The organism is Pseudomonas sp. FP2335 (genome assembly GCF_030687535.1).
GTDB lineage: Bacteria > Pseudomonadota > Gammaproteobacteria > Pseudomonadales > Pseudomonadaceae > Aquipseudomonas.
Window position 1 is genome coordinate 800,308 of sequence record NZ_CP117437.1, and the last position, 24,693, is coordinate 825,000.

Here is a 24,693-nt window from a genome sequence, read left to right on the forward strand (position 1 = left end):
GGTTACGCTCCCAGAAGACTTTGCCCGCACACCCGCAGCGCCTGGCCGCTGACCGCGCCGGACCCCGGTTGGCCAAGCCAGGCCACGGCCTCGGCGACGTCTTGCGGCAGGCCGCCCTGGCCCAGCGAATTCATGCGACGCCCGGCCTCACGCAGGCCGAACGGGATATGCGCGGTCATCTGGGTTTCAATGAAGCCCGGCGCCACGGCATTGATGCTGATGCCACGGCCCTTGAGCAGCGGCGCCCAGGCCTGTGCGAGGCCGATCAAGCCGGCCTTGCTCGCGGCGTAGTTGGTTTGCCCACGGTTGCCGGCGATGCCACTGATGGAGGCGAGCAGCACCACGCGGGCGTGGTCTTGCAGGGTGCCGCTGTCGATCAGCGCCTTGGTCAGCACTTGCGGGGCGTTCAGGTTGACCGCCACCACCGCGTCCCAAAAGTCCGGGGTCATGTTGGCCAAGGTCTTGTCGCGGGTGATACCGGCGTTGTGCACCAGAATGTCGAGGCCGGTGGGAAGTTGCTCGACCAACTGGTCGGCGGCGGCGTCGGCGCAGATGTCCAGCGCGACGCTACGCGCGCCCAGGCGTGCGGCCAGAGCGTCGAGGTCGGTCTTGGCCTGGGGCACATCGAGCAGGACCACCTCGGCGCCGTCGCGGGCGAGAGTCTCGGCGATGGCCGCGCCAATGCCTCGGGCGGCTCCGGTGACCAGCGCCGTGCGCCCGGCCAGCGGGCGGGTCCAGTCCTCGACCGGCGTGGCGCAGGCTTCCAGGCGGATCACCTGGCCCGAGATGTATGCGCTTTTGGGTGAGAGGAAGAATCGCAGCGCGCCTTCCAGTTGGTCTTCGGCGCCGTCACCGACGTAAAGCAATTGCAGCACGCCACCGTTGCGCAACTCTTTGGCCAGGGACCGGCTGAAGCCTTCAAGGGCGCGTTGGGCACTGGCCGCGAATGGGTTGAGAAAGCTCTCTGGCGCACGACCGAGGATCACCAGGTGCGCGCTGTTATCGAGGTTTTTCAGCAGTGGCTGGAAAAATTCGCGCAGTTGCTTGAGTTGGTCGGTGTGTTGCAGCTCACTGGCGTCGAATACCACGGCCTTGATCTTCGGGCCATGTCCGGGGATCCATGTCGAGGTTTCGGTGCCGTAGGTGTAAATGGCGTCGGTGAGTTTGTGCGCGAATGCCTGCACCTTGTCCACCAACCCGCCACCGCCGAGTAACAAGGCGCCGTCGACCGGGCGCAGACGCCCGGCCTGCCAGCGTTCCAGGCGTACCGGTGACGGCAGGCCAAGGGCGGCGACCAGACGATGGCCGAGGCCTGAATTGGCGAAGTCGATATAACGGTCAGGCATGGAACGCTCTCCAGAAACTGTGGTTCAAAGAAGAGTTGACCATCAAAACGCGCTAGTCGTTCGATCAGCCTAGGCTAGGCTGACGGATTACACCCATTTCCAGCAGGGAGATTTTCATGACTCAATTGCGCCGTGTAGCGATCATTGGCGGTAACCGCATCCCTTTTGCCCGCTCCAATGGTCCCTACGCCACGGCGAGCAATCAGGCGATGCTGACCGCTGCGCTGGAAGGCCTGATCGAGCGTTACAACCTGCACGGTTTGCGTATCGGCGAGGTGGCCGCCGGCGCGGTGCTCAAGCATTCGCGGGACTTCAACCTGACCCGCGAATGCGTGCTCGGCTCGCGCCTGTCGCCGCAAACCCCGGCCTATGACATTCAACAAGCATGCGGCACCGGGCTTGAGGCGGCGTTGCTGGTGGCCAACAAAATCGCCCTGGGCCAGATCGAGTGCGCGATTGCGGGTGGGGTCGACACCACGTCCGACGCGCCCATCGGCGTCAACGAAGGGCTGCGCAAGATTCTGCTGCAAGCCAACCGCAGCAAATCCCTGGCGGACAAGCTTAAAGTGCTGTTGCAACTGCGCCCCCATCACCTCAAGCCGGAACTGCCGCGCAACGGTGAGCCACGTACAGGGTTGTCCATGGGCCAGCATTGCGAACTGATGGCGCAGACCTGGCAGATCCCCCGCGCCGAGCAAGACCAGCTGGCGCTGGAGAGTCACCGGAACATGGCGGCCGCCTACGCCGAAGGCTGGCACAACGATTTGCTCACGCCGTTCCTCGGCCTGACCCGCGATAACAACCTGCGCTCGGATCTGACCCTAGAGAAACTTGCCGCGCTCAAGCCGGCGTTCGAACGTGGCGAAAAAGCTACGCTCACGGCGGGCAACTCCACGCCTCTGACAGATGGTGCCTCATTGGTATTGTTGGGCAGCGAGGCCTGGGCTAAAGAGCGTGGGCTGCCGATCCTCGCGTATTTGCGCGATGGTGAAGCGGCGGCGGTGGATTTCGTCAACGGTGCCGAAGGCCTGTTGATGGCGCCGGTGTATGCGGTGCCGCGTTTGCTGGCGAGGAATGGCCTGACGCTGCAGGACTTCGATTACTACGAGATCCACGAAGCCTTCGCTGCCCAGGTGTTGTGCACGCTCAAGGCGTGGGAGGATGCGCACTACTGCAAGACGCGCCTCGGGCTTGATGCCCCCCTCGGCGCGATCGACCGCAGCCGGCTCAACGTCAAGGGCAGTTCATTGGCGGCCGGGCACCCGTTTGCTGCCACGGGTGGGCGTATCGTCGCCAACCTGGCCAAACTGTTGGACGCGGCGGGCAAGGGGCGTGGGCTGATTTCAATCTGTGCGGCGGGCGGGCAGGGGGTTACAGCGATCATTGAGCGCTGAAACTGGCATATCTGATGCATTCTTAAGTGATCAACGGTCAGTCGCCTCTCCCACCGGCGGGCCGATTGCCGTATAACGAGTGCCATACGCGTATTTGGTAATAAAGGACCCACAATAAAAGCTGATGAAGACTCCTAAACGCATTGAACCCCTGATCGAAGACGGTCTGGTCGACGAAGTGCTGCGCCCACTCATGAGTGGTAAAGAAGCAGCTGTTTATGTGGTGCGCTGCGGCAATGAATTGCGTTGCGCCAAGGTTTACAAGGAGGCGAACAAACGAAGTTTTCGTCAGGCGTCCGAATACCAGGAAGGCCGCAAGGTCCGCAACAGTCGTCAGGCCCGGGCCATGGCCAAGGGCTCCAAATTCGGCAAGAAAGAAACCGAAGATGCCTGGCAGAACGCTGAAGTGGCGGCGTTGTTCCGCCTGGCCGGTGCGGGCGTTCGCGTGCCCCAGCCGTTCGACTTCCTGGAAGGCGTGCTGTTGATGGAACTGGTGGCCGACGAGTACGGCGATGCGGCACCGCGCCTGAATGACGTGGTGCTGGAGCCGGACCAGGCGCGTGAATACCACGCCTTCCTGATCTCGCAGATCGTGCTGATGCTGTGTACCGGCCTGGTGCACGGTGACTTGTCCGAGTTCAACGTACTGCTCACGCCGACCGGCCCGGTGATCATCGACCTGCCCCAGGCGGTGGATGCGGCGGGCAACAACCACGCGTTCAGCATGCTGGAGCGGGATGTGGGCAACATGGCGTCGTACTTCGGGCGTTTTGCCCCGGAGTTGAAAAAGACCAAATACGCCAAGGAAATGTGGGCGCTTTACGAAGCCGGCACGTTGCACCCGGCCAGTGTGTTGACCGGCGAGTTCGATGAGCCGGAAGAACTGGCGGACGTGGGCGGCGTGATCCGCGAGATCGAAGCGGCGCGGCTGGATGAAGAGCGTCGGCAGGCGATCCGCGCGGCGGACGATGCACCACCGAGCAAAGTGCCGGACGAGCCACCGCCGCCGCCTTGGATGCAGTGATCTCAAGGCCCGCGTAGATCTAAAAAATGTGGGAGCGGGCTTGCTCGCGAATGCGGTGGATCAGTGAATATATCGTTGACTGACACACCGTCTTCGCGAGCAAGCCCGCTCCCACACAAGCCCGCTCCCACATTTGGTTTTGTATGTATTCAGGTAGATTCCATCAGGTGCAGCAACTGCCCGAAGCCAACTCCTTGAGAATCGGACAGTCCGGCCGATGATCGCCATGGCAGTGCTCCACCAGGTCCTGCAAGGTATCGCGCAACTGCCCCAGTTCCATGATCTTCTGATTCAACTCATCAATGTGTTGGCGCGCCAGGGCTTTTACGTCGGCGCTGGCCCGATGCCGGTCTTGCCACAGGGTCAGCAGTTTGCCGACCTCCTCCAAAGAAAACCCCAAGTCCCGCGAGCGTTTGATAAACGCCAGGGTGTGCAGGTCGTCGGCACCGTACACACGGTAGCCGCTGTCGGTGCGGTGGGCGGCCTTGAGCAAGCCGATGGATTCGTAGTAGCGAATCATCTTCGCGCTGAGCCCGCTCTGGCGTGCGGCTTGGCCGATGTTCATGGGCGGTGATCCTCCAGGTCCTTGGGTTTCCAGGTTTTCAGCAGCAGGGCATTACTGACCACGCTGACGCTCGACAGCGCCATCGCCGCACCGGCCAACACCGGGTTGAGCAGGCCGAATGCTGCCAGTGGAATGCCGATCAAGTTATACACAAAGGCCCAGAACAGGTTCTGGCGGATTTTTGCGTAGGTCTTGCGGCTGATCTCCAGCGCGGCCGGCACCAGGCGTGGATCGCCGCGCATCAAGGTGATGCCGGCCGCGTGCATGGCCACGTCGGTGCCGCCCCCCATAGCAATGCCGATATCGGCGGCGGCGAGGGCCGGGGCGTCGTTGATGCCGTCGCCGACCATGGCCACCACGCCGGTTTTTTTCAGTTCGGTGACGGTGGCGGCTTTGTCGGCGGGCAGCACCTCGGCGTGCACGTCGTCGATGCCCAGCGCCTCGGCCACCACGCGCGCACTGCCGCGGTTGTCGCCGGTGAGCAGGTGACTGCTGATGTGTTGCGCCTTGAGTTGGTTGACTGCTTCCAGTGCGCCGGGCTTGAGCGTGTCGCCAAAGGCGAACAGCCCCAGCACACGCGGTTGCGCGCCTTGCTCGATAAGCCAGGACAGGGTGCGGCCTTCGGCCTCCCAGACCTTGGCGGACTCGGCCAGGTCACCGGCGTTCAAGCCGCTTTCTTCGAGCAGGCGGCGGTTGCCCAGGGCCAACTGCCGACCATCGAGAGTACCGGCGATGCCGCGCCCGGTCAGGGATTGGCTGGCGCTCACGTCGGCCACCACCAGGCCTTGTTCGTTGCAGGCGTCCAGCACGGCCTTGGCCAGCGGGTGTTCGCTGCCACGTTGCAGCGCCCCGGCCTGTTGCAGCAGCAGGGCTTCGTTGCCATCCACGGCGCTCAGATGAGCGATTTTTGGCGTGCCGGAGGTGAGGGTGCCGGTCTTGTCGAAGACCACGGCGCTGACTGCATGGGCGCGCTCCAGGGCTTCGGCGTCTTTGATCAGGATGCCATGGCGCGCAGCCACGCCGGTGCCGGCCATGATTGCGGTAGGTGTAGCCAGGCCCAGGGCGCACGGGCAGGCAATCACCAGCACGGCGACCGCGTTGATGATCGCGGTTTCCAGTGATGCGCCGTACAGCCACCAGCCCACCAACGTGACCAACGCCAGCACCAGCACGGCGGGCACGAACACTTGGCTGACTTTATCCACCAGTTTCTGGATCGGCGCCTTGGCGGCCTGGGCGTCTTCCACCAGGCGGATGATCCGCGCCAGCACGCTTTCGGCGCCCAGGGCGGTGGTGCGCACCAGCAGGCGGCCTTCGCCGTTGATGGCGCCGCCGGTAACGCTGTCCCCTGGCTGCTTCGGCACCGGCAGGCTTTCGCCGCTGATCAGCGCTTCGTCGGCGTGGCTCTGGCCTTCCACCACTTCACCGTCCACCGGGAAGCGTTCGCCGGGCTTGACCAGCACCAGGTCATTGAGCGCCAGCGCGTTGATGGCGACGTCTTCTTCACGCCCGCCATTGACCCGAATCGCCCGCTCCGGGCGCAAGGCTTCGAGGGCGCGGATGGCGCTGGCGGTCTGACGCTTGGCGCGGCTTTCGAGGTATTTGCCCAGCAGCACCAGGGCGATCACCACCGCCGAGGCTTCGAAATACAGGTGCGGCGCCATGCCGGGGTGGGCGCCGAGCCATTCATAGATGCTCAGGCCGTAACCGGCGCTGGTGCCGATGGCCACGAGCAAATCCATATTGCCAGCACCGGCGCGCACGGCTTTCCACGCGGCGATATAGAAGCGTGCGCCAAAGATGAATTGCACCGGGGTGGCCAGGGCGAACTGCACCCAGGCGGGCAGCATCCAGTGCAGGCCGAAGGGTTCCACCAGCATCGGCAGCACCAGCGGCAGCGCCAGGGCAATCGCCAGCAGCAGCGACAGGCGTTCGCGCTGCAGGCGCTGGGCCTGATCGACTTCGGTAGCGGTTTCACTCTGCGGCAGGGTGGCGGTGTAGCCGGCCTTGTCGACGGCGGCAATCAACACACCGGGGTCCATCTGGCCCGCCACTTCGACGTGGGCACGCTCGTTGGCCAGGTTGACGCTGACGCTTTGCACCCCCGGCACCTTGCCCAGCGCGCGCTCGACGCGGCCGGCACAGCTGGCGCAGGTCATGCCGCTGATCGGCAGGTCAAAGGTGGTGGTTCCATTCATGGGGCAGTCCTCCAGGAGAAGTGGCCCCTAGCATCAACCTTGACCTGTGGGGAAGGTCAAGGCCGTTTAATAGTCCAGCGCAGCGGCTTTGAGATACATGCCGTCCGGACCCTGGGCAATGCGCAGTTTGCGCACGTCGCCAACCTTCAAAGTGATGTTCTGTGCTGGCGGCGCGAGCAGGCCCGGCTGGCAGCCCGGTGCCTGGCCCGGCAGCAACTTGAGGCGCAACGACAGGTTGCCCGCCGGCAGGTTGAACGAGGTGGACTGTTCCTGGAACAGCCGCCCTGCCAGCTGATCATTCAGGTACAGGCCGATCTCGCAGTTGGTCGACACTTCCAGGCGTTCCCGGGAAATGATCAACACCGCATAGTCTTCTGCGGCACTGGCCAGCGGCGCAGCGGCAGACAAGCTCATCAGGCCGGCAAGGGCAAAAAACGACCAGCGCATGGCGAATGCTCCGTGGGTTGAATCAAAGATGGGTGAAGCTTGGCCGACAGCGCGGGCGAATACCAGCCCGGCGGATATTTTCTGAGCTTGACCTTGCCATGATGGCAAGGTCGAGACTGCCTCTACCCTCAATACAGGAGTCATGTCATGCAAGTATTCAGCGTTGAAGGAATGACCTGCGGCCATTGCGTCAAATCGGTGACCCAGGCAGTGCACAACCAGGACCCGAGCGCCGAAGTGAAGGTGGACCTCGCCGCGAAGCAAGTCAGCGTGCAAAGCCAACTGAGCGCGCAGCAGATCGCCGATGCGATTCGGGAAGAAGGCTACAGCGTCGTCTGATTTTTAATAGTTAGCGAGCTAACGTAATGTTCAAGGCACCCAAGCGCGGCTAGACTGTCGAGCTGCCGACTCACTTGGGTGTCTGATGAACCTGCGCATAATTCTGATTCTGGGCGCCTTGAGCGCCTTCGCACCATTGGCGATCGACTTTTACCTGCCGGGCTTCCCCGCCATGGCTATCGCGTTCGGCACTGACGAAAAACATATCCAGACCACCCTGGCGGTGTATTTCACCGGCCTGGCCATCGGCCAATTGATCTACGGCCCGCTGGCCGATCGCTTTGGCCGGCGCGTGCCGCTGCTCAGCGGTGTGACCCTGTTTACCCTCGCGTCCTTTGCCTGTGCCTATGCGCCGTCGTTGGAATGGCTGATCGCCGCACGTTTCGTCCAGGCCCTGGGCGGTTGTGCGGGCATGGTGATTTCCCGCGCCGTGGTCAGCGACAAATGTGATGCGGTGGGGTCGGCCAAGGTGTTTTCCCAACTGATGCTGGTCACGGGGTTGGCGCCGATCCTCGCACCGTTGGCGGGTGGGGTGATGGTCGGGTTGTGGGGCTGGCAGTCGATCTTCCTCGCGCTGACCGCGTTCAGTGTATTGGCGGCGATTGCGGTGGCCGTCGGCCTGCCGGAAACCTTCCCGGCCCATCAGCCGCGCCAGCCATTGTCCGGCTCGCTGCGGCGCTACCTGTCGTTGCTGTCGGACCGGGTCTACCTCGGCTACGCCCTCACTGGCGGTATTGCGATTGGCGGGATGTTTGCCTACATCGCCGGTTCACCTTTCGTATTCATCAAACTGTATGGCGTGCCTGCCGAGCATTACGGCTGGGTATTCGGTTCCAACGCGGCCGGTTTCATCCTGATCGCCCAAGTGAACGCGCGCTTGCTGGCCAAGCGCGGCCCGGCGTTCTTGCTGTCGCGCAGCGTGTGGGTGTACCTGGCGGCGGCGTTGTCATTGCTGGCGATCAGCGCTTTGCACACCGATGCCCTGTGGCCGCTGCTGGTGCCGCTGTTTATCTGCATCGCCAGCCTGGGCTGCATTTTGCCCAACACCTCGGCCTGCGCCATGAGCGGGCAAGGAGCGCGGGCGGGCAGTGCGTCGGCGCTGCTCGGTTGCATTCAGTTTGGTGTGGCAGCGGGGGCGGCGTCGTTGGTCGGCCTGTTGCACGATGGCACGGCGCTGCCGATGGCCATGGTCATCAGCCTGTGCGGTGTGTTGGCGGTGACGGTGGCCGTGTCGACCCAGCGCTTGCAGCGGGCTCGGGCCGCGCAAGCGCAGGTCTGAGGTGGCGGTCAGCCAGCGGCGGAGTGTTGCTGGTTGACGGGAAGACGGTGAGGGGCCTGGATTCGGGCTTGCAGGGTATCGGCAAAGGCGCGGGCCTCGGCTTCACTGTGGAAGATGATGGCCTTCTGGTCCAGGCGCACTTCCCACTGGGATTTTGCTAACGCTTTTATCAGGATCTTCATTACTGACTTCCTCGCGTAAAAGAATCGTGGCAAAGGCGGCCAATATAAACCCGTATACCCGCGCAAATATGACAAAGATCAACTCTCTGACTAATGGTGTCGTCCATCACTCACATGAATAACGGACGACGCCTACAGACCCTTTTCAGAATCCTTCCAGCACGATCTTGCCCTTGGCCGTGCCGCTTTCCAGCAGGGCATGGGCGCGGCGCAGGTTCGCCGCATTGATCACGCCGAAGTGTTCGCCCACCGTGGTTTGCAGGGTGCCAGCGTCGATCAGCTCGGCGACGCGGTTGAGCAGGTGGTGCTGCTCGATCATGTCTGCCGTCTCGAACATCGAACGCGTGTACATGAACTCCCAATGCAGCGACAGGCTCTTGCGCTTGAGCTTGCTGACGTCCAGCGCCTTCGGGTCGTCGATCAACGCCAGCTTGCCTTGGGGTTGCAGGGCTTCGACCAGTTGATCGAGGTGTTGGTCGGTTTGCGTCAGGCTGGCGACGTGGGTGACCTGGCCGACACCGGCGCGTTTGAGTTCTTCGCTCAGCGGTTGGCTGTGGTCGATCACCAGGTCTGCGCCCAGTGCCTTGGCCCAGGCCTGGGTTTGCGGGCGCGAGGCGCTGCCGATCACCTTCAGCGCGGTGAGTTGGCTGGCCAGTTGGGTCAGGATCGACCCCACGCCACCGGCGGCACCGACGATCAGCAGGCTCTGGCCCCTGTCTTCTTTGCCCTCTGATACTTGCAGGCGCTCGAAGAGCAATTCCCAGGCGGTGATCGCCGTCAGCGGCAGCGCGGCGGCTTCGGCAAAACCCAGGCTCTTGGGCATGTGGCCAACGATGCGTTCGTCCACGGTGTGCAGTTCGCTGTTGCCGCCGGGGCGTACCAGGGAGCCGGCGTAGAACACCTTGTCGCCGGCCTTGAACAGCGTCACGTCGCTGCCGACCGCCTTGACCACCCCGGCGACGTCCCAGCCCAGCACCTTGGCGGCGCCGTTTTCCGGGGCGACGTTCTGGCGCACTTTGGTGTCCACCGGGTTGACCGAGATGGCTTTGACTTCCACCAGCAGGTCACGCGGGCCGGCGACCGGCGCTGGCAGTTCGATGTCTTGCAGGGATTGGGGATCGTTGATCGGCAGCGAGTTGTAGTACGCGATGGCTTTCATGGGGGCTCCGGGAAGTGGGCGAATAAACGGGATGGACAGATGATTGGCTATTTCCCGTATAGATAAAAGCGGCTAAAACAGAGGTCTGTTTCAATAAAATTTTGATAATGGATGGGCGGCATGCTGCGTTTTGACGATTTGCAGTTGTTTGTACGTTCGGCGGATTTGGGCAGCCTGTCGGCGGCAGCGCGGGTGATGGACCTGTCGCCCGCCGTGGCCAGTGCGGCGCTAAAGCGCATCGAACAGCAACTGGGCGCGCGCTTGCTGGCGCGCTCCACCCGCAGCCTGCGCCTGACGGCTGAAGGTGAGGGGTTCCTGGAATACGCCCGCGCTGCGCTGAGTTCGCTGGACGAGGGGCGGCGCCTATTGGCCAGTGGCCAGGATCAGGTCAGCGGTGTGCTGCAGTTGTCCGCACCCTCGGACCTGGGGCGCAACCTGTTGCTGCCGTGGTTGGATGACTTCCAGCGTGAGCATCCGCAACTGACCGTGCGTCTGTTGTTGGGCGACCGGATTGCCGATCTGTTTCGCCAGCCGGTGGACATCGCCCTGCGCTACGGCGAGCCCGAGGACTCCAGCCTGATCGCATTGCCGGTGGCCCCGGACAATGTGCGCGTGTTGTGCGCGGCGCCCGGCTACCTCGCACGGCACGGCGAACCCCGGCACCTGGAGCAATTGGCCCAGCACAATTGCCTGCTGTATATGCTCGGCAGCCGCGTGCATGATCGCTGGAGCTTTCACGACGGCAAACGCGAGATCAGCCTGACGGTGAGTGGCGACCGCTTCAGTGACGATGCCGATGTGGTGCGCCGCTGGGCAGTGGCGGGGGTGGGGATTGCCTACAAGTCCTGGCTGGATGTCAGCGCTGACGTGCTCGCCGGGCGCTTGCGCGTGATCCTGCCGGAGCTGCGTGGTGAGCGTACGCCGCTGAATCTGCTGTGTGCCCACCGTGCGCAATTGAGCAAACCGGTCAACCTGCTGCGCGAAATGCTTGTGTCGCGTTGTGCGACTTTGACCGCGCAGTGGCCGGAGCGATTTACCGCTGGGCAGTAGCCTCCAGCAAGCGAGGAAATTTCACTCAGATTCTGTCCTTATCCGCGCTGTCGGACGGCGCGGAACGGGTTGCTTGCGCCCCTATACTTTGGCGCCAACCACAGCAGAAAAATGATTTAACAGGGAGTGAAACCATGGAAGAAGCATCTTGCATCAGTCAAGTTGCCAGCTTGCTCGCCGAGCCCAAGCGCACGGCGATGCTCTGGGCCTTGATGGACGGCTCGGCCAAGTCGTCGCAGGATCTGGCGGCGCATGCAGGGCTGTCACCGGCCTCGGCCATTGCGCATTTGGCGCGATTGACAGGTGGCGGCTTGCTGCGGGTCGAGACCCGTCGTGGCCAGCGCTTGTTTCGTGTGGCGGCACCGGATGTCAGTGCGGCCATCGATGCCTTGGCCAGTACCACCATGGCCAGCGCCGCACGCAGTCGCCCGGGTGCGCCACCGCCGCCGTTGGTGGTGCCATCGCCGCTGCGTCACGCCAGGATGTGCCACGGCCACCTCGGCGGCGAACTGGCGGCAGGGTTGTATCAACGGATGTTGGCGGCCGGTTGGATTGCGCGGCATGAGCAGCGTCTGGGCGTGACCCTCAAGGGCGCTCGGCATTTGGCAGACCTGGGGATTTTTACCCAGGCGCTGGCATTGCCCGTGGTGTGTGATTGTTTCGACTGGAGCCAGCAGCAACCGCATCTGGGCGGTGCGTTGGGCGCGGGCTTGCTGCAACTGTTTCTGCAATCGAACTGGGTCAGCCTGATCAAAGACTCACACGCCTTGCAGGTCAACGACAGCGGGCTGGTGGAAATCAATCGTTTGGCTGCGCCCGAGAATCTCTAAACCGTGAACCTCATCCCTGTAGTGAGCGGGCTAGCCCCGCGCCGGGTGGCGAAGCCGCCCCAAATCCAGGCGCCGCGGTCTCACTGATACACGGCGGCGTCCCGTTTGGGGCGGCTTCGCCACCTGGCGCGGGGCGAGCCCGCTCACTACAACACGGTTGTCATAGTGTTTGCGGTCGCCAAAAGTTGTGCAGATACCTATGCCCCGGCAACCTTGGCCACACGGGCGTCGTTCAGAGTTTCAATCAGGTCGCATCCAGCAATAATCTGGAAAAAGCATGCCGCACACTCGCCGAGAGGACTTTTACACTGGGGGTGCGGCATGGGTATGAGAGGCTACAGCGCAGCGGAACGGTTGGAACGGTTGCCCATCAGCGGCTACCACCGAGTCATTTTCATCATCATCGCCCTGGCGTTTTTCTTCGACTCCATGGACCTGGCGATGATGACCTTCCTGTTGGGCTCGATCAAAACCGAGTTCGGGCTGAGTACGGCCCAGGCCGGATTGCTGGCCAGTTCGAGTTTTTTCGGCATGGTGGTGGGCGCATCGTTGTCCGGGATGCTCGCCGACCGCTTCGGGCGCAAGCCGGTGTTCCAGTGGAGCATCGTGTTATGGGGCATCGCCAGTTACCTGTGTTCCACCGCGCAGACGGTAGAGACGCTGACGCTGTTTCGCATCTTGCTGGGCATCGGCATGGGCATGGAGTTTCCCATTGCGCAGTCGATGCTGTCGGAGTTGATTCCAGCCAAGCGGCGCGGGCGTTACATCGCCTTGATGGATGGCTTCTGGCCGTTGGGTTTTGTGGCTGCGGGTGTGCTGTCGTACTTCTTGCTGCCGGTGATCGGCTGGCGCGACATTTTCCTGGTGTTGGCGGTGCCGGCGGTGTTTGTGCTGGCGATCCGGTTTTTTATCCCTGAGTCGCCGCGCTGGCTGGAACAGGCCGGGCGGCATGACGCGGCGGACAAAGTGTTGCAGGGCATCGAGCAGAAAGTGCGCAACGCCCTGGGCGGCGCGCAGTTGCCGGAGCCGATTCGCTTGCCACGGGGGGAGAGCACGCCGGGCACATTTTTCTCGGCGTTCCAGCAACTGTGGTCGGTGCAGTATCGCCAACGCACGATGATGATCTGGAGCGTGTGGTTTTTTGCCCTGCTCGGCTTCTACGGGCTGACGTCGTGGTTGAGTGCGCTGTTGCAGCAGTCGGGTTTTGCGGTGACGCAGTCGGTGTATTACACGGTGATCATTTCCCTGGGCGGGATTCCCGGTTTCCTGATGGCGGCCTGGCTGGTGGAGCGCTGGGGACGTAAACCGGTGTGTGTGGTGACGCTGCTCGGTGGCGGGGTGATGGCGTTTGTGTATGGGCAAAGCGCGGTGTTTGGCGGCAATGTGGGCTTGCTGATCACCTCGGGCTTGTTGATGCAGTTCTTTCTGTTTGGCATGTGGGCGGTGTTGTACACCTATACGCCTGAACTCTATCCCACCTCGGCGCGTGCGACCGGGTCCGGGTTTGCCTCGGCGATCGGCCGGGTTGGTTCGTTGCTGGGGCCGTTGGTGACCGGGTTGGTATTTCCGATGACCGGGCAGGGTGGGGTGTTTGCCCTGGGCGCGCTGTGTTTTGCGGTGGCGGCGCTGGTGGTGTGGGTGTTTGGGATGGAGACGAAGGGCAAGACGCTGGAAGAGCTGAGCGAAATCTGATCGACGATACACCTCTAATGTGGGAGCGGGCTTGCTCGCGAAGGCGGTCTTTCAGTCAGTGCTATATGGACTGATCCACCGCTTTCGCGAGCAAGCCCGCTCCCACATTTAGCCTGCACTCATCCAGTGAGTGCGGGTTATGGCTTGACCAAGCGTGCATCCAGGCTGTTCTGCGCCAGGCGTTTGGCCTGGTCCTGAGTCATGCCCAGTGCGGTGTGCAGCGCGTGGAAGTTCTCGGTGACATAACCGCCGAAGTACGCCGGGTCATCCGAGTTCACGGTGACCTTCACGCCGCGTTCGAGCATGTCGAGGATGTTGTGCTGGGACATGTCATCGAACACGCAGAGCTTGGTGTTGGACAGCGGGCACACGGTCAGCGGGATCTGCTCGTCGATGATGCGCTGTATCAAACGCTCGTCTTCGATGGCGCGTACACCATGGTCGATGCGCTGGATTTTCAGCAGGTCGATGGCTTCCCAGATGTACTCGGGCGGGCCTTCTTCGCCGGCGTGGGCCACGGTGAGGAAGCCTTCGTGACGGGCACGGTCGAACACGCGCTGGAATTTGCTCGGCGGGTGGCCCATTTCCGAGCTGTCCAGGCCCACGGCCACGAACGCGTCACGGAATGGCAGGGCCTGGTCCAGGGTTTTCTCGGCTTCGGCTTCGCTCAGGTGGCGCAGGAAACTGAGGATCAAGCCGCTGGTGATGCCCAGTTGCTGCTCGCCATCTTTGAGTGCAGCGGCGATACCGTTGAGCACTACTTCAAACGGGATGCCACGGTCGGTGTGGGTCTGCGGGTCGAAGAACGGTTCGGTGTGGATCACGTTCTGCGCTTTGCAGCGCAGCAGATAGGCCCAGGTCAGGTCGTAGAAATCCTGGGAGGTGCGCAGCACATCGGCACCCTTGTAGTACAGGTCGAGAAACTCTTGCAGGTTGTTGAACGCGTAAGCCTTGCGCAAGGTTTCGACATCGTTCCACGGCAGCGCAATCTTGTTGCGCTCGGCCAGGGCGAACAGCAGCTCAGGCTCCAGCGAACCCTCCAGGTGCAGGTGCAGTTCAGCCTTGGGCAGGGCGTTGAGCCAATCGTACATTTTCTAAATTCTCATCAGGTGCAATGGCGGCATTCTACAGGGCATGGCTGAAATAATCGGTAAAACCTGACCAGCAGGATCGTTTTCGTTGGATTCGCGCAAGGGCCGCGTGAACTAAGGTGTAACGAAACGTTAGCAGCCTGCCGTAGTCTGTACTCCATCAATGACTGATTCGCTGTTTGATAAGGCCCGGAATGCTCACATCCCTCAAGCAAGAAAAATTCATGCTGCTGGCGCTGCTTGCCGCCATCGCCGCATACCCCCTGGAACACTGGATGCTCAACAGCGGGCAGGGCGTGGCACTGCTTGGCGGGGTGGTGCTGATCGTGTTCATCGTGATCGCCTCGATGCGCGTGGCCCATCACGCCGAGCAGCTCGCGGAAAAAGTCGGTGACCCCTACGGCACCATGATCCTGACGCTGGCCGCCGTGCTGGTGGAAGTGGTGATCCTGGCGATCATGATGAGTAACGAGCCTTCGCCGACCTTGGTGCGCGACACGATTTATTCGGCGGTGATGCTCGACATCAACGGCATCCTCGGCCTGGCGGCGCTGATGGGCGGCATCAAGCATGGTGAACAGTCCTACAACGACGATTCGGCGCGCAGCTACAGCGTGATGATTCTGACGGCCATGGGTGTGTCGATGGTGGTGCCGGAATTTATCCCAGAGGCCGACTGGAAAATTTACTCGGCATTCACCATCGGCGCGATGGTGGTGCTCTACACCCTGTTCCTGCGCATGCAGGTGGGGCCGCACAGTTATTTCTTCAGCTACAGCTACCCGGAGAAACGCGGTAAGAAGCCGTCGGAAGAAGCGCATTCGATCAATCTGGCGTTTTCTATCGGTACGTTGGTGTTTGGCGTGATTGTGATTGGCGCGTTGGCCGAGGTGATGTCCAAGACCCTCGACCTGGGCCTGGAGGGCACGGGCGCACCGCCGGTGATCACGGCAATCGTGGTGGCGGCGATTTCGGCGGCGCCGGAGATTCTGACGGCGTTGCGTGCGGCGCTGGCCAACCGCATGCAGTCGGTGGTCAATATTGCGTTGGGGGCCTCGTTGTCGACGGTGATCCTGACGGTGCCGGTGATGGAGGCGATGGCGCTCTACACTGGCCAGCCGTTCCAGATGGCGATGACGCCAGTGCAGACGGTGATGGTGTTGATCACGTTGATTGTCAGTGCGATCAACCTCAATGACGGGGAAACCAATGCCATTGAGGGGATGACGCATTTTGTGTTGTTTGCGACCTTCATTATGTTGTCGTTACTGGGTCTATAGCCGCCGCCAATCAGCTGTGGGAGCGGGCTTGCCCGCGAAAGCGGTGTATCAGTCAGCACATGCATTGACTGACCCGCCGTCTTCGCGGGCAAGCCCGCTCCCACATTTTGATTTGTGTATGACTTAGGTTCCGGCGATCAGTGCTCGAGCCGCTTGGCTGTGATCGGCGATCAAACCTTTCAAGTCCAGGCCTTCCACTTGGCCATCAATCACCCGCCACTTACCCGCCACCATCACCCGGTCCGCCCGGTCGGCGCCGCACAACAGCAGTGCCGAGATCGGGTCGTGACTACCGGAGAAGCGCAGTTCATCCAGTTTGAATAGCGCGAGGTCGGCCTGTTTTCCCACAGCCAATTCACCAATATCCGTGCGCCCCAGCAACTGCGCAGAACCTTTGGTCGCCCAGCCCAGCACGCCTTCGGGGGTGATCTTTTCCGCGCCGTAGCGCAAGCGCTGGATGTACAGGGCCTGGCGCGCTTCAAGGATCATGTTTGACGCATCGTTGGAGGCTGAACCGTCCACGCCAAGACCGATGGGCGCGCCAGCGGCGAGCAGGTCGAGGGTCGGGCAGATGCCCGAGGCCAAACGCATATTCGAGCTTGGGCAATGGCAGATGCCGGTGCCGGCCGCGCCGAGGCGTTCGATTTCATCCGGGTTGAAGTGAATGCCGTGGGCCAGCCAGGTGCGCGGGCCAAGCCAGCCGACGCTGTCGAGGTAGTCCACGGTGCGCAGGCCGAAGCGCTGTAGGCAAAAATCTTCTTCGTCGAGGGTTTCCGCCAAGTGTGTGTGTAGGCGTACGTCGAGACTGCCAGCCAATTCGGCGCTGGCGCGCATGATTTCTGGCGTGACGGAGAACGGCGAGCACGGCGCCAGGGCGATCTGGACCTGCGCGCCTTCGTCACGCTCGTGGTATGCGCGGATCAGGCGCTGGCTGTCGTCGAGGATCACCTGGCCTTGTTGCACGGTTTGTTGCGGTGGCAGGCCGCCATCGGCTTCGCCCAGGCTCATGGAACCGCGGGTGAGCATGGCGCGCATGCCCAGTTCGCGCACGCTCTGCACTTGCACGTCGATGGCGTTTTCCAGGCCGTCGGGGAACAGGTAGTGGTGGTCGGCCGCCGTGGTGCAGCCCGAGAGCAGCAGTTCGGCCAGCGCGACTTTGGTGGCTAGGGCGAGTTTTTCCGGGGTGAGGCGTGCCCAGACCGGGTACAGGGTTTTCAGCCACGGGAACAATGGCTGGTTGACCACTGGCGCCCAGGCGCGGGTCAGGGTTTGGTAGAAGTGGTGGTGGGTGTTGATCAGGCCCGGCAGGATCACATGTTCGCGGGCATCGAAGGTTTGTGCGCAGGGCTGGGCAGGTGTTTGGCCCAGGGCCAGCACTTCGCTGATCACACCGTCTTGCAGCACGAGGCCGCCACGGGCGTCGAGGCCGTTGGCAGTGAAAATCGCGAGGGGGTTTTTTAACCAGATACGGGTCGCAGGCATTGGCCGGCTCCTCTGAATGATGGGTTCAGGTTTGCCAGCTCAGTGTTGCCCTGTCTGCTGATCCAGGGTCGCCGGTGAAGGCGAGGGGCTAGATTACGTGTAGTTAAAGATCTCGTCCACATGTAGGAAAGTGGACGAGATTGAGGTGGGAGTTACCAGGCGATGGTGTCGCCTTTGTAGTCGATGAAGTGATGGCCGCCCTTGCCGGTGTAGGCATTTACCTGATCCACCAGGCCACGCACGCTGGTGTCGACATCGATGTGGGCGTTTTCGCCGCCCATGTCGGTCTTCACCCAGCCTGGGTGCAGCGACAGTACGGTGAGTTTGTGATCGCCCAGTTGGGTGACGAAGCTGTTGGTCATGGAGTTGAGTGCGGCCTTGCTGGCCTTGTACAGCGCCAGGTCGGAGCCGTCGGGGATGGTCACGCTGCCCAGCACCGAACTCATGAAAGCCAGCACGCCGCTGTCTTTGCGGATCTGCCCGACAAAGCGCTGGGCCAGGTTGATCGGTGCCACGGCATTGGTGAAGAACAGTTGGCCGACTTCCGCCAGGGTGGCGTGGCCAGGCTCCTGGTTGGCCGGGCCTTTGACGCCGGCGTTGACGAACAGCAGGTCAAAGGTGCGCGCCTTGAGGCGCTGGCTCAGGGCGATCACGGCTTGCTGATCGTCCATGTCGAGTTTCTCGATCTGCACCGGGCCGAGCGCTTTGAGGGCGTCGGCCTTGCTCGGGTCACGCACGGTGGCGGTCACGTCCCAGCCGTCCTGGAGCAGTTGCTTGACCAGGCCAAGGCCCAGCCCGCGGGAGGCGCCGATGATCAGTGCGGTTTTTGGCGTAGACATGAAAAGCTTCCTTTGGAGTCGCGGTTCAGGGAGTTCAGCGTTGTAGCAGGATACGCCCGCGGCTGAGGTCGGCGAGTTGAATTTGCAGGGTGTCGATATGCGCTTGGCCGACAGCGAGTTGTAGTTCGACGCCGTTGGCAGTGAAGGTTTCTTCCACCACCAGCCCGCCCAGGTCGGCGACACGCAGTTTCACCAGGTTCAACTCGGAGAAGCTGCAAGCGCAACTCAGCGGGACGCGGCTGATCAGTTCGATGCGCTCGGCGTTCTGCAGGCATTTGTTCGCACCGCCGCCATAAGCACGGGCGAGGCCGCCGGTACCGAGCTGGATGCCGCCGTACCAGCGGATCACCAGCACCGCGACTTGATCGAAACCTTGCGCCTCGATGGCCGCCAGGATCGGCCGCCCGGCGGTGCCGCCGGGTTCGCCATCGTCGTTGCTGCGGTATTGATCAGCCAATTTCCAGGCCCAGCAGTTGTGCGTGGCGTTCAAGTCGCTGTGTTGCGCGAAAAACGCCTGGGCGTCCTGCGGGCTGGTGATCGGGGCGGCGAGGGTGATAAAGCGGCTTTTGCGGATTTCTTCGTGAAACTCGCAAAGGCCGGTGAGCGTGAAAGGCATAAGTCGCTTCGTTTATAGGGCCGGCTTGACGCCGCAGCCCTTGAGAATGATGTGGATCAGGTTGGTGCCGGCGTCTTCCATATCCTGCTTGGTCAGCTTGGTGCGACCGGTGACGCGGCAGATCTGGGTGGCGAAGTCGGCATAGTGTTGGGTGCTGCCCCACAGCAGGAAGATCAGGTGTACGGGGTCGACAGGGTCCATCTTGCCCGCATCGATCCAGGCCTGGAACACGGCGGCCCGGCCACTGAACCAGGCGCGGTAGTCCTGGCTGAAATATTCGGTGAGGCATTCGCCGCCACTGATGATCTCCATGGCGAAGATCCGCGAGGCCTGGGGCTGGCGTCGCGAAAACTCCATCTTGGTGCGGATGTAGCGAGCCAGGGCTACCGCGGGGTCGTCCTCGGCGGTCAGCGTGTTGAAGGTGCTGTCCCACAGTTCGAGGATATTGCTGAGCACCGCGATATAGAGGCCCAGCTTGTTGGTGAAGTAGTAGTGCAAGTTGGCCTTGGGCAGCCCGGCACTGGCAGCAATGGTGTTCATGCTGGTGCCTTTGTAGCCATGGCGCGCGAATTCGTCTTCAGCAGCCTGGAGAATCGCTTGTTCGTTCTTTTGCCGAATGCGGCTGGCGGGTTTTCCGGTGGGGTTGCTGTGGGCAGGAACTTCGAGGCTCATGGAGGTTTCCGTGCAGATCGATAGAGACGACGTGTGCACAGATAACCCACCCTCAAGCCTCAGACAAGTCCTGATGCAATAAAACCGTCAGAGCGATTCCACCGTGTCGCTTTCCGACGCGTGGTTTGCGGCATTCCCGGTGGCCTTGGCTTCCGGTAATAGCAGGCACAGCACGATGGCGGTCAAGCCGCCGCTGGTGATCGCCGAGTCGAACAGGCTCTGCACCAGCGTCGGCATCAGGTGCAGCAGGTTCGGTTGGGCGGCGATGCCCAGGCCGACGCCGAACGAGGTGGCGATGATCAACATGCTGCGCCGATCCAATGGCGCCTGGGCGAGGATGCGCACCCCGGCGGCGGCCACGCTGCCGAACATCACCAGGGTTGCGCCGCCCAACACCGGTTTGGGGATTTGCTGGAGTACCGCGCCAATCAACGGAAATAGGCCGAGGCAAAACAACAGCACGCCGATGTATAAGCCGACGTAACGGCTGGCCACGCCGGTGAGTTGGATCACGCCGTTGTTCTGGGCAAACGTGGTGTTGGGGAAGGCGCTGAAGGTGGCGGCGATCATGCAGCTGACGCCGTCACCGAGTACGCCGCCCTTGAGTCGGCTTATATAAGAAGGGCCGCTGATGGGCTGGCGCGCGATCATGCAGTTGGCGGTGAGGTCGCCGACGGTTTCGATGCTGCTGATCAGATAAATCAGCGCGATGGGCAGGAAAGCGCTCCAGTCGAAGTTGAAACCGTAGCGGAATGGGATCGGCAGGCTGACCAGGGGCAGGTCGGGCAAGGCTTGGGGCACCAGCTTGCCGCTGAACCAGGCCGCGAGGCTGCCCAGCGCCAGGCCGATGATGATGGCCGAGAGGCGCACCCATGGGGTGTTCGAGCGGTTGAGCAGGATGATCGTCAATACGACGAACACGCCCAGTGCCAGATTGATGGGGGCGCCGAAGTCGGGGGCATTGAAGCCACCGCCCAGGTCGGTGATACCGACCTTGATCAGGCTGATGCCGATCAGGGTAATGACAATCCCCGTCACCAACGGTGTGATAACCCGGCGCAGTTGACCGATGAAGCGACTCAGCACGATCTGCACCACGGCGCCAAAAAAGCACACGCCAAAGATCATTGCCATGATGTCTTCCGGGCTACCGCCGCGTTGCTTGACCAGGAAACCCGCCGACAACACCGCGCCGAGAAACGCAAAGCTGGTGCCCTGCAGGCAAATCATGCCGGCGCCGATGCCATACGGCCTACGTGCCTGGATGAAGGTGCCGACGCCGGAGACCATCAACGCCATGCTGATCAGGTAGGGCAAATGCGCGGTAAGGCCCAGGGTGGGGCCGATGATCAGCGGCGGGGTGATGATGCCGACGAACGCGGCCAGCACATGTTGCAGTGCGGCGAGCAGGGCCGGGGCGGGTTTCGGGCGGTCGTTGAGGCCGTAGATCAGGTCGCTGCTGCTGGAGGATTCTGGTGGCATGGCGGGCAAACTCAAGGTCTATGTCCTTGGGTTCTTGCAAAAAGCTGTCCAACCGCTCAGCTTTTCGCTTGCGCCCGAATTAACGGGTGGCGGCCAGGCTTTCCAGGAAGCTTTCCAGCACCAAATGAGGGCGACGCCCCTTGCGTGTGACCGATGCCAGGCTCAAATCGTAAAAACGTGTAGCCGGTTTCAGCGCGCGCAGTCGGCCTTGTTGCACCCATAAACTGGCGTAATGGTCGGGCAGGTAGCCGATGTAGCGGCCGGTGAGGATCAGGAACGCCATGCCTTCGCGGTCCGAGGCGCTGGCGGTGCAGTTGAGCGCCTGATAGTGGGCCTGGATGTCGGCGGGCAGGCGGAAAGTGGGGGCGATGGCGTCCTGGCTATCGATACGTGCGTCGTCCAACTGCTTGTCGTCGGCGTAGAACAGCGGGTGGCCGACTGCGCAGTAGAGCAGCGAGCGCTCGCTGTACAGCGGCTGGTATTCCAATCCAGAGAGGGCGCTGGCCTGGGGCACCACGCCGACGTGCAGGCGGCCGTCGAGTACGCCTTGCTCGACTTCGTTGGGGGCGATCATGCGGATCTGGATCTGCACGTCCGGGCCACGTTCCTTCAACTGCGCGAGGGCGTGGGTGATGCGCATGTGGGGCAGGGTGACGAGGTTGTCGGTGAGGCCAATGATCAACTCGCCGCGCAGATGCTGGTGCAGGCCGTTGACCTCTGTGCGGAAGCTTTCCAGGGCGCTCAACAGTTGCAACGCGGACTGGTAGACCTCGCGGCCTTCTTCGGTCAGGGAGAAACCGGCGCGGCCGCGCTGGCAGAGTCGCAGTCCGAGGCGCTGCTCCAGGTCGCTCATTTGCTGGCTGATGGCGGAGCGGCCGATGCCGAGCACGGTTTCCGCTGCCGAGAAGCCGCCGCATTCGACCACGCTGCGAAAGATGCGCAACAAGCGTATATCGAAGTCGCTGACTTGGGCGAGGGGATCGGGTCGACGGCTGCTCATAGTTTAGTGAAGGCCTGACTGAAGGTTAGAAGAGTTGAATTTCACCGACTTTATCGCCGTGGCAATTTAGCTGCAACAACGCTTTTCAATCCCGACGCTGCCTTTTGCCCTGCGAGGTTTTGCTGATGAACATGCCCGAAAACGCCCCATCGTCCCTGGCCAGCCAACTGAAGTTGGACGCGCACTGGATGCCTTACACCGCCAACCGTAACTTCCAGCGTGACCCGCGTTTGATCGTGGGCGCGGAAGGTAGCTGGTTGATCGATGACAAGGGGCGCAAGGTCTACGACTCGTTGTCGGGTTTGTGGACGTGCGGGGCCGGGCATACGCGCAAGGAAATCCAGGAAGCGGTGGCCAAGCAACTGGGGACTTTGGACTACTCGCCGGGCTTCCAATATGGTCATCCGTTGTCCTTCCAGTTGGCGGAAAAGATTACCGACCTGACTCCAGGTAACTTGAACCACGTGTTCTTCACCGACTCCGGCTCCGAGTGCGCCGATACCGCGGTGAAGATGGTGCGTGCCTATTGGCGCCTGAAGGGGCAGTCGACCAAGACCAAGATGATCGGCCGTGCCCGTGGTTATCACGGTGTGAACATTGCCGGTACCAGCTTGGGCGGCGTGAACGGCAACCGTAAGATTTTTGGTCAGGCGATGATGGATGTTGACCATCTGCCGCACACCCTGTTGGCGAGCAATGCGTTCTCCCGTGGCATGCCGGAGCAGGGCGGCATCGCCTTGGCCGATGAGTTGCTCAAGCTGATCGAACTGCACGACGCGTCGAACATCGCCGCGGTGTTTGTCGAGCCGATGGCCGGCTCTGCTGGCGTACTGGTGCCACCGCAGGGTTACCTCAAGCGTCTGCGTGAAATTTGCGATCAGCACAATATCCTGCTGGTGTTCGACGAAGTGATCACCGGTTTCGGTCGTACTGGTTCGATGTTTGGCGCCGACAGCTTTGGTGTGACGCCAGACCTGATGTGCATCGCCAAGCAAGTCACCAACGGTGCCATCCCAATGGGTGCGGTGATTGCCAGCAGCGAGATTTATCAGACGTTCATGAACCAGGCGACGCCGGAGTATGCGGTGGAATTCCCACACGGCTATACGTACTCTGCGCACCCGGTTGCATGTGCTGCAGGCCTGGCGGCTTTGGACCTGCTGCAGAAGGAGAATCTGGTGCAGAGCGTAGCCGAAGTCGCTCCACACTTTGAGAATGCGCTGCACGGGTTGAAGGGCAGCAAGAACGTGATCGACATCCGCAACTACGGTCTGGCCGGTGCGATTCAGATTGCCCCGCGTGACGGTGATGCGATCGTGCGTCCATTCGAGGCCGGCATGGCCTTGTGGAAAGCCGGTTTCTACGTACGTTTTGGCGGTGACACCCTGCAGTTCGGGCCAACCTTCAACAGCAAACCGCAGGACCTGGATCGCCTGTTCGATGCGGTCGGTGAAGTGCTGAACAAGATCGACTGATTTCTCCTTCTATATAGAACAATTTTTCAGGAGCCCTGCATGAGCCTTATCCAGCATTTGATCAACGGTGAATTGGTCAATGACAGCGGTCGTAGTGCCGACGTCTACAACCCGTCGACCGGCCAAGTGATCCACCAGGTGCCGTTGGCCAGTCGTGAAACCATTCAACAGGCGATCGACTCGGCCAAGGCGGCGTTCCCGGCCTGGCGTAATACCCCACCGGCCAAGCGCGCCCAGGTGATGTTTCGTTTCAAGCAATTGCTGGAGCAGAACGAAGCGCGCATCTCGCAGTTGATCAGCGAAGAGCATGGCAAGACGCTGGAAGATGCTGCCGGTGAATTGAAGCGTGGTATCGAGAACGTTGAATACGCCTGTTCCGCGCCGGAGATTCTGAAGGGCGAATACAGCCGTAACGTAGGACCGAATATTGATGCCTGGTCGGATTTCCAGCCGTTGGGCGTGGTAGCGGGTATTACTCCGTTCAACTTCCCGGCAATGGTGCCGTTGTGGATGTATCCGCTGGCGATTGTTTGCGGTAACTGTTTTATCCTCAAGCCGTCGGAGCGTGATCCGAGCTCGACGCTGTTGATCGCACAACTGTTGCAGGAAGCCGGTTTGCCCAAAGGTGTGCTGAGCGTGGTGCACGGTGACAAGGGCGCAGTGGATGCGCTGATCGAAGCGCCGGAAGTGAAGGCGCTGAGTTTTGTGGGCTCGACGCCGATTGCCGAGTACATCTATGCCGAGGCGACCAAGCGCGGTAAACGCGTGCAGGCGCTGGGTGGGGCGAAGAACCACGCGGTATTGATGCCGGATGCGGATCTGGATAACGCTGTCAGCGCGTTGATGGGCGCGGCGTATGGTTCGTGCGGTGAGCGTTGCATGGCAATCTCGGTGGCCGTGTGCGTGGGCGACCAGGTCGCGGATGCGTTGATCGCCAAGTTGGTGCCGCAGGTCAAGGCGCTGAAGATCGGTGCGGGCACCTCCTGCGGCCTGGATATGGGGCCGTTGGTGACGAGGCAGGCGCGGGATAAGGTCAGTGGCTATATAGAAGACGGAGTTTCTTCGGGTGCCAAGTTGGTGGTTGATGGTCGCGGTCTGAGCGTTGCCGGTCACGAAGAGGGGTTCTTCCTGGGGGGCAGCCTGTTTGATCATGTGACGCCTGAGATGCGTATCTACAAAGAAGAGATCTTTGGGCCAGTGCTGTGCGTGGTGCGGGTCGATAGCCTGGAAGCGGCGATGCAACTGATCAAC

Annotated in this window: 23 protein-coding genes (1 of these 23 only partly in view); 10 read left to right on the plus strand and 13 right to left on the minus strand. The window is 61.9% G+C overall.

Going from position 1 to position 24,693, the window contains the following annotated elements:
* Positions 1 to 2 precede the first annotated feature (2 nt).
* Entirely contained in the window at positions 3 to 1,346 is a 1,344-nt protein-coding gene (locus PSH81_RS03310; protein WP_226455691.1) for a 3-oxoacyl-ACP reductase, read from the minus strand.
* Positions 1,347 to 1,462: 116 nt separating this feature from the next.
* On the opposite strand from PSH81_RS03310, the gene PSH81_RS03315 reads away from it, so the two are divergent.
* Both PSH81_RS03315 and PSH81_RS03320 read left to right on the plus strand, forming a co-directional pair.
* The gene (locus tag PSH81_RS03315; protein WP_305392009.1) at positions 1,463 to 2,740 is read left to right on the plus strand and encodes an acetyl-CoA C-acetyltransferase; all 1,278 of its coding nucleotides are present in this window, start codon (positions 1,463 to 1,465) and stop codon (positions 2,738 to 2,740) included.
* Between the two features lie 124 nt (positions 2,741 to 2,864).
* A complete protein-coding gene (locus PSH81_RS03320) occupies positions 2,865 to 3,764 on the plus strand; it encodes a PA4780 family RIO1-like protein kinase (RefSeq protein WP_014716761.1) in 900 nt (299 codons plus the stop codon).
* Positions 3,765 to 3,927: 163 nt separating this feature from the next.
* Here PSH81_RS03320 and cueR read toward each other — a convergent pair whose 3' ends face one another.
* The 3 genes from cueR to PSH81_RS03335 all read right to left on the minus strand — a co-directional run bounded on the left by cueR (position 3,928) and on the right by PSH81_RS03335 (position 6,974).
* Positions 3,928 to 4,329 carry a Cu(I)-responsive transcriptional regulator gene (cueR, locus tag PSH81_RS03325; protein WP_192300160.1) on the minus strand — a complete coding sequence of 134 codons (402 nt, stop codon included), beginning with the start codon at positions 4,327 to 4,329 and terminating at the stop codon, positions 3,928 to 3,930.
* Entirely contained in the window at positions 4,326 to 6,527 is a 2,202-nt protein-coding gene (locus tag PSH81_RS03330; RefSeq protein ID WP_305392010.1) for a cation-translocating P-type ATPase, read from the minus strand. The genes cueR and PSH81_RS03330 overlap by 4 nt, the downstream gene beginning before the upstream one ends.
* A gap of 66 nt (positions 6,528 to 6,593) precedes the next feature.
* A complete protein-coding gene (locus PSH81_RS03335) occupies positions 6,594 to 6,974 on the minus strand; it encodes a hypothetical protein (RefSeq protein ID WP_192300158.1) in 381 nt (126 codons plus the stop codon).
* A 147-nt stretch (positions 6,975 to 7,121) separates the two neighbouring features.
* On the opposite strand from PSH81_RS03335, the gene PSH81_RS03340 reads away from it, so the two are divergent.
* Both PSH81_RS03340 and PSH81_RS03345 read left to right on the plus strand, forming a co-directional pair.
* Positions 7,122 to 7,313, plus strand: coding sequence for a heavy-metal-associated domain-containing protein (locus tag PSH81_RS03340; protein ID WP_192300157.1), 192 nt, complete (start codon positions 7,122 to 7,124; stop codon positions 7,311 to 7,313).
* 85 nt (positions 7,314 to 7,398) lie between these two features.
* The gene (locus PSH81_RS03345; RefSeq protein WP_226455694.1) at positions 7,399 to 8,592 is read left to right on the plus strand and encodes a multidrug effflux MFS transporter; all 1,194 of its coding nucleotides are present in this window, start codon (positions 7,399 to 7,401) and stop codon (positions 8,590 to 8,592) included.
* 8 nt (positions 8,593 to 8,600) lie between these two features.
* Here the strand turns inward: PSH81_RS03345 and PSH81_RS03350 are convergent, their stop codons facing one another.
* Together PSH81_RS03350 and PSH81_RS03355 are read right to left on the minus strand one after the other, a co-directional pair.
* The gene (locus tag PSH81_RS03350; protein ID WP_226455695.1) at positions 8,601 to 8,774 is read right to left on the minus strand and encodes a hypothetical protein; all 174 of its coding nucleotides are present in this window, start codon (positions 8,772 to 8,774) and stop codon (positions 8,601 to 8,603) included.
* 145 nt (positions 8,775 to 8,919) lie between these two features.
* Positions 8,920 to 9,933, minus strand: coding sequence for a zinc-binding alcohol dehydrogenase family protein (locus tag PSH81_RS03355; protein ID WP_226455696.1), 1,014 nt, complete (start codon positions 9,931 to 9,933; stop codon positions 8,920 to 8,922).
* Positions 9,934 to 10,053: 120 nt separating this feature from the next.
* On the opposite strand from PSH81_RS03355, the gene PSH81_RS03360 reads away from it, so the two are divergent.
* The 3 genes from PSH81_RS03360 to PSH81_RS03370 all read left to right on the plus strand — a co-directional run bounded on the left by PSH81_RS03360 (position 10,054) and on the right by PSH81_RS03370 (position 13,505).
* Positions 10,054 to 10,983 (plus strand): LysR family transcriptional regulator, encoded by a 930-nt coding sequence (locus PSH81_RS03360; RefSeq protein WP_305392011.1) that lies wholly within the window; start codon positions 10,054 to 10,056, stop codon positions 10,981 to 10,983.
* A 134-nt stretch (positions 10,984 to 11,117) separates the two neighbouring features.
* Entirely contained in the window at positions 11,118 to 11,813 is a 696-nt protein-coding gene (locus PSH81_RS03365) for a helix-turn-helix transcriptional regulator (protein WP_305392012.1), read from the plus strand.
* Between the two features lie 321 nt (positions 11,814 to 12,134).
* Positions 12,135 to 13,505, plus strand: coding sequence for an MFS transporter (locus PSH81_RS03370; RefSeq protein WP_305392013.1), 1,371 nt, complete (start codon positions 12,135 to 12,137; stop codon positions 13,503 to 13,505).
* A 137-nt stretch (positions 13,506 to 13,642) separates the two neighbouring features.
* Here the strand turns inward: PSH81_RS03370 and PSH81_RS03375 are convergent, their stop codons facing one another.
* Entirely contained in the window at positions 13,643 to 14,596 is a 954-nt protein-coding gene (locus tag PSH81_RS03375; protein ID WP_305392014.1) for an adenosine deaminase, read from the minus strand.
* Between the two features lie 194 nt (positions 14,597 to 14,790).
* On the opposite strand from PSH81_RS03375, the gene PSH81_RS03380 reads away from it, so the two are divergent.
* Complete coding sequence (locus PSH81_RS03380; RefSeq protein WP_192300149.1) at positions 14,791 to 15,876, plus strand: calcium:proton antiporter; 1,086 nt, start codon at positions 14,791 to 14,793, stop codon at positions 15,874 to 15,876.
* A 123-nt stretch (positions 15,877 to 15,999) separates the two neighbouring features.
* Here the strand turns inward: PSH81_RS03380 and PSH81_RS03385 are convergent, their stop codons facing one another.
* From PSH81_RS03385 to PSH81_RS03410, 6 genes are all read right to left on the minus strand, one after another.
* Positions 16,000 to 17,358, minus strand: a complete 1,359-nt coding sequence (locus PSH81_RS03385; protein ID WP_305392015.1) for an 8-oxoguanine deaminase — start codon at positions 17,356 to 17,358, stop codon at positions 16,000 to 16,002.
* Between the two features lie 152 nt (positions 17,359 to 17,510).
* On the minus strand, positions 17,511 to 18,197 hold the full coding sequence (locus PSH81_RS03390; RefSeq protein WP_305392016.1) for an SDR family oxidoreductase: 687 nt from the start codon (positions 18,195 to 18,197) through the stop codon (positions 17,511 to 17,513).
* Positions 18,198 to 18,231: 34 nt separating this feature from the next.
* Positions 18,232 to 18,813, minus strand: coding sequence for a YigZ family protein (locus PSH81_RS03395; RefSeq protein WP_192300146.1), 582 nt, complete (start codon positions 18,811 to 18,813; stop codon positions 18,232 to 18,234).
* A 12-nt stretch (positions 18,814 to 18,825) separates the two neighbouring features.
* Positions 18,826 to 19,485, minus strand: a complete 660-nt coding sequence (locus PSH81_RS03400) for a TetR/AcrR family transcriptional regulator (protein ID WP_192300145.1) — start codon at positions 19,483 to 19,485, stop codon at positions 18,826 to 18,828.
* 87 nt (positions 19,486 to 19,572) lie between these two features.
* Positions 19,573 to 20,967 (minus strand): uracil-xanthine permease family protein, encoded by a 1,395-nt coding sequence (locus PSH81_RS03405; protein ID WP_305392749.1) that lies wholly within the window; start codon positions 20,965 to 20,967, stop codon positions 19,573 to 19,575.
* A gap of 79 nt (positions 20,968 to 21,046) precedes the next feature.
* Positions 21,047 to 21,967 (minus strand): LysR family transcriptional regulator, encoded by a 921-nt coding sequence (locus PSH81_RS03410; protein ID WP_192300143.1) that lies wholly within the window; start codon positions 21,965 to 21,967, stop codon positions 21,047 to 21,049.
* A 125-nt stretch (positions 21,968 to 22,092) separates the two neighbouring features.
* Here PSH81_RS03410 and PSH81_RS03415 point away from each other — a divergent pair, with 125 nt between their 5' ends.
* Both PSH81_RS03415 and PSH81_RS03420 read left to right on the plus strand, forming a co-directional pair.
* Positions 22,093 to 23,442: an aspartate aminotransferase family protein gene (locus PSH81_RS03415; RefSeq protein ID WP_192300142.1), complete on the plus strand. Its 1,350-nt coding sequence runs from the start codon at positions 22,093 to 22,095 to the stop codon at positions 23,440 to 23,442.
* Between the two features lie 39 nt (positions 23,443 to 23,481).
* Positions 23,482 to 24,693, plus strand: partial view of a CoA-acylating methylmalonate-semialdehyde dehydrogenase gene (locus PSH81_RS03420; RefSeq protein WP_305392017.1) — the 5' portion only. It continues 282 nt past the right edge of the window; only the first 1,212 of its 1,494 coding nucleotides appear in the window; the start codon lies at positions 23,482 to 23,484; its stop codon lies off the right edge, out of view.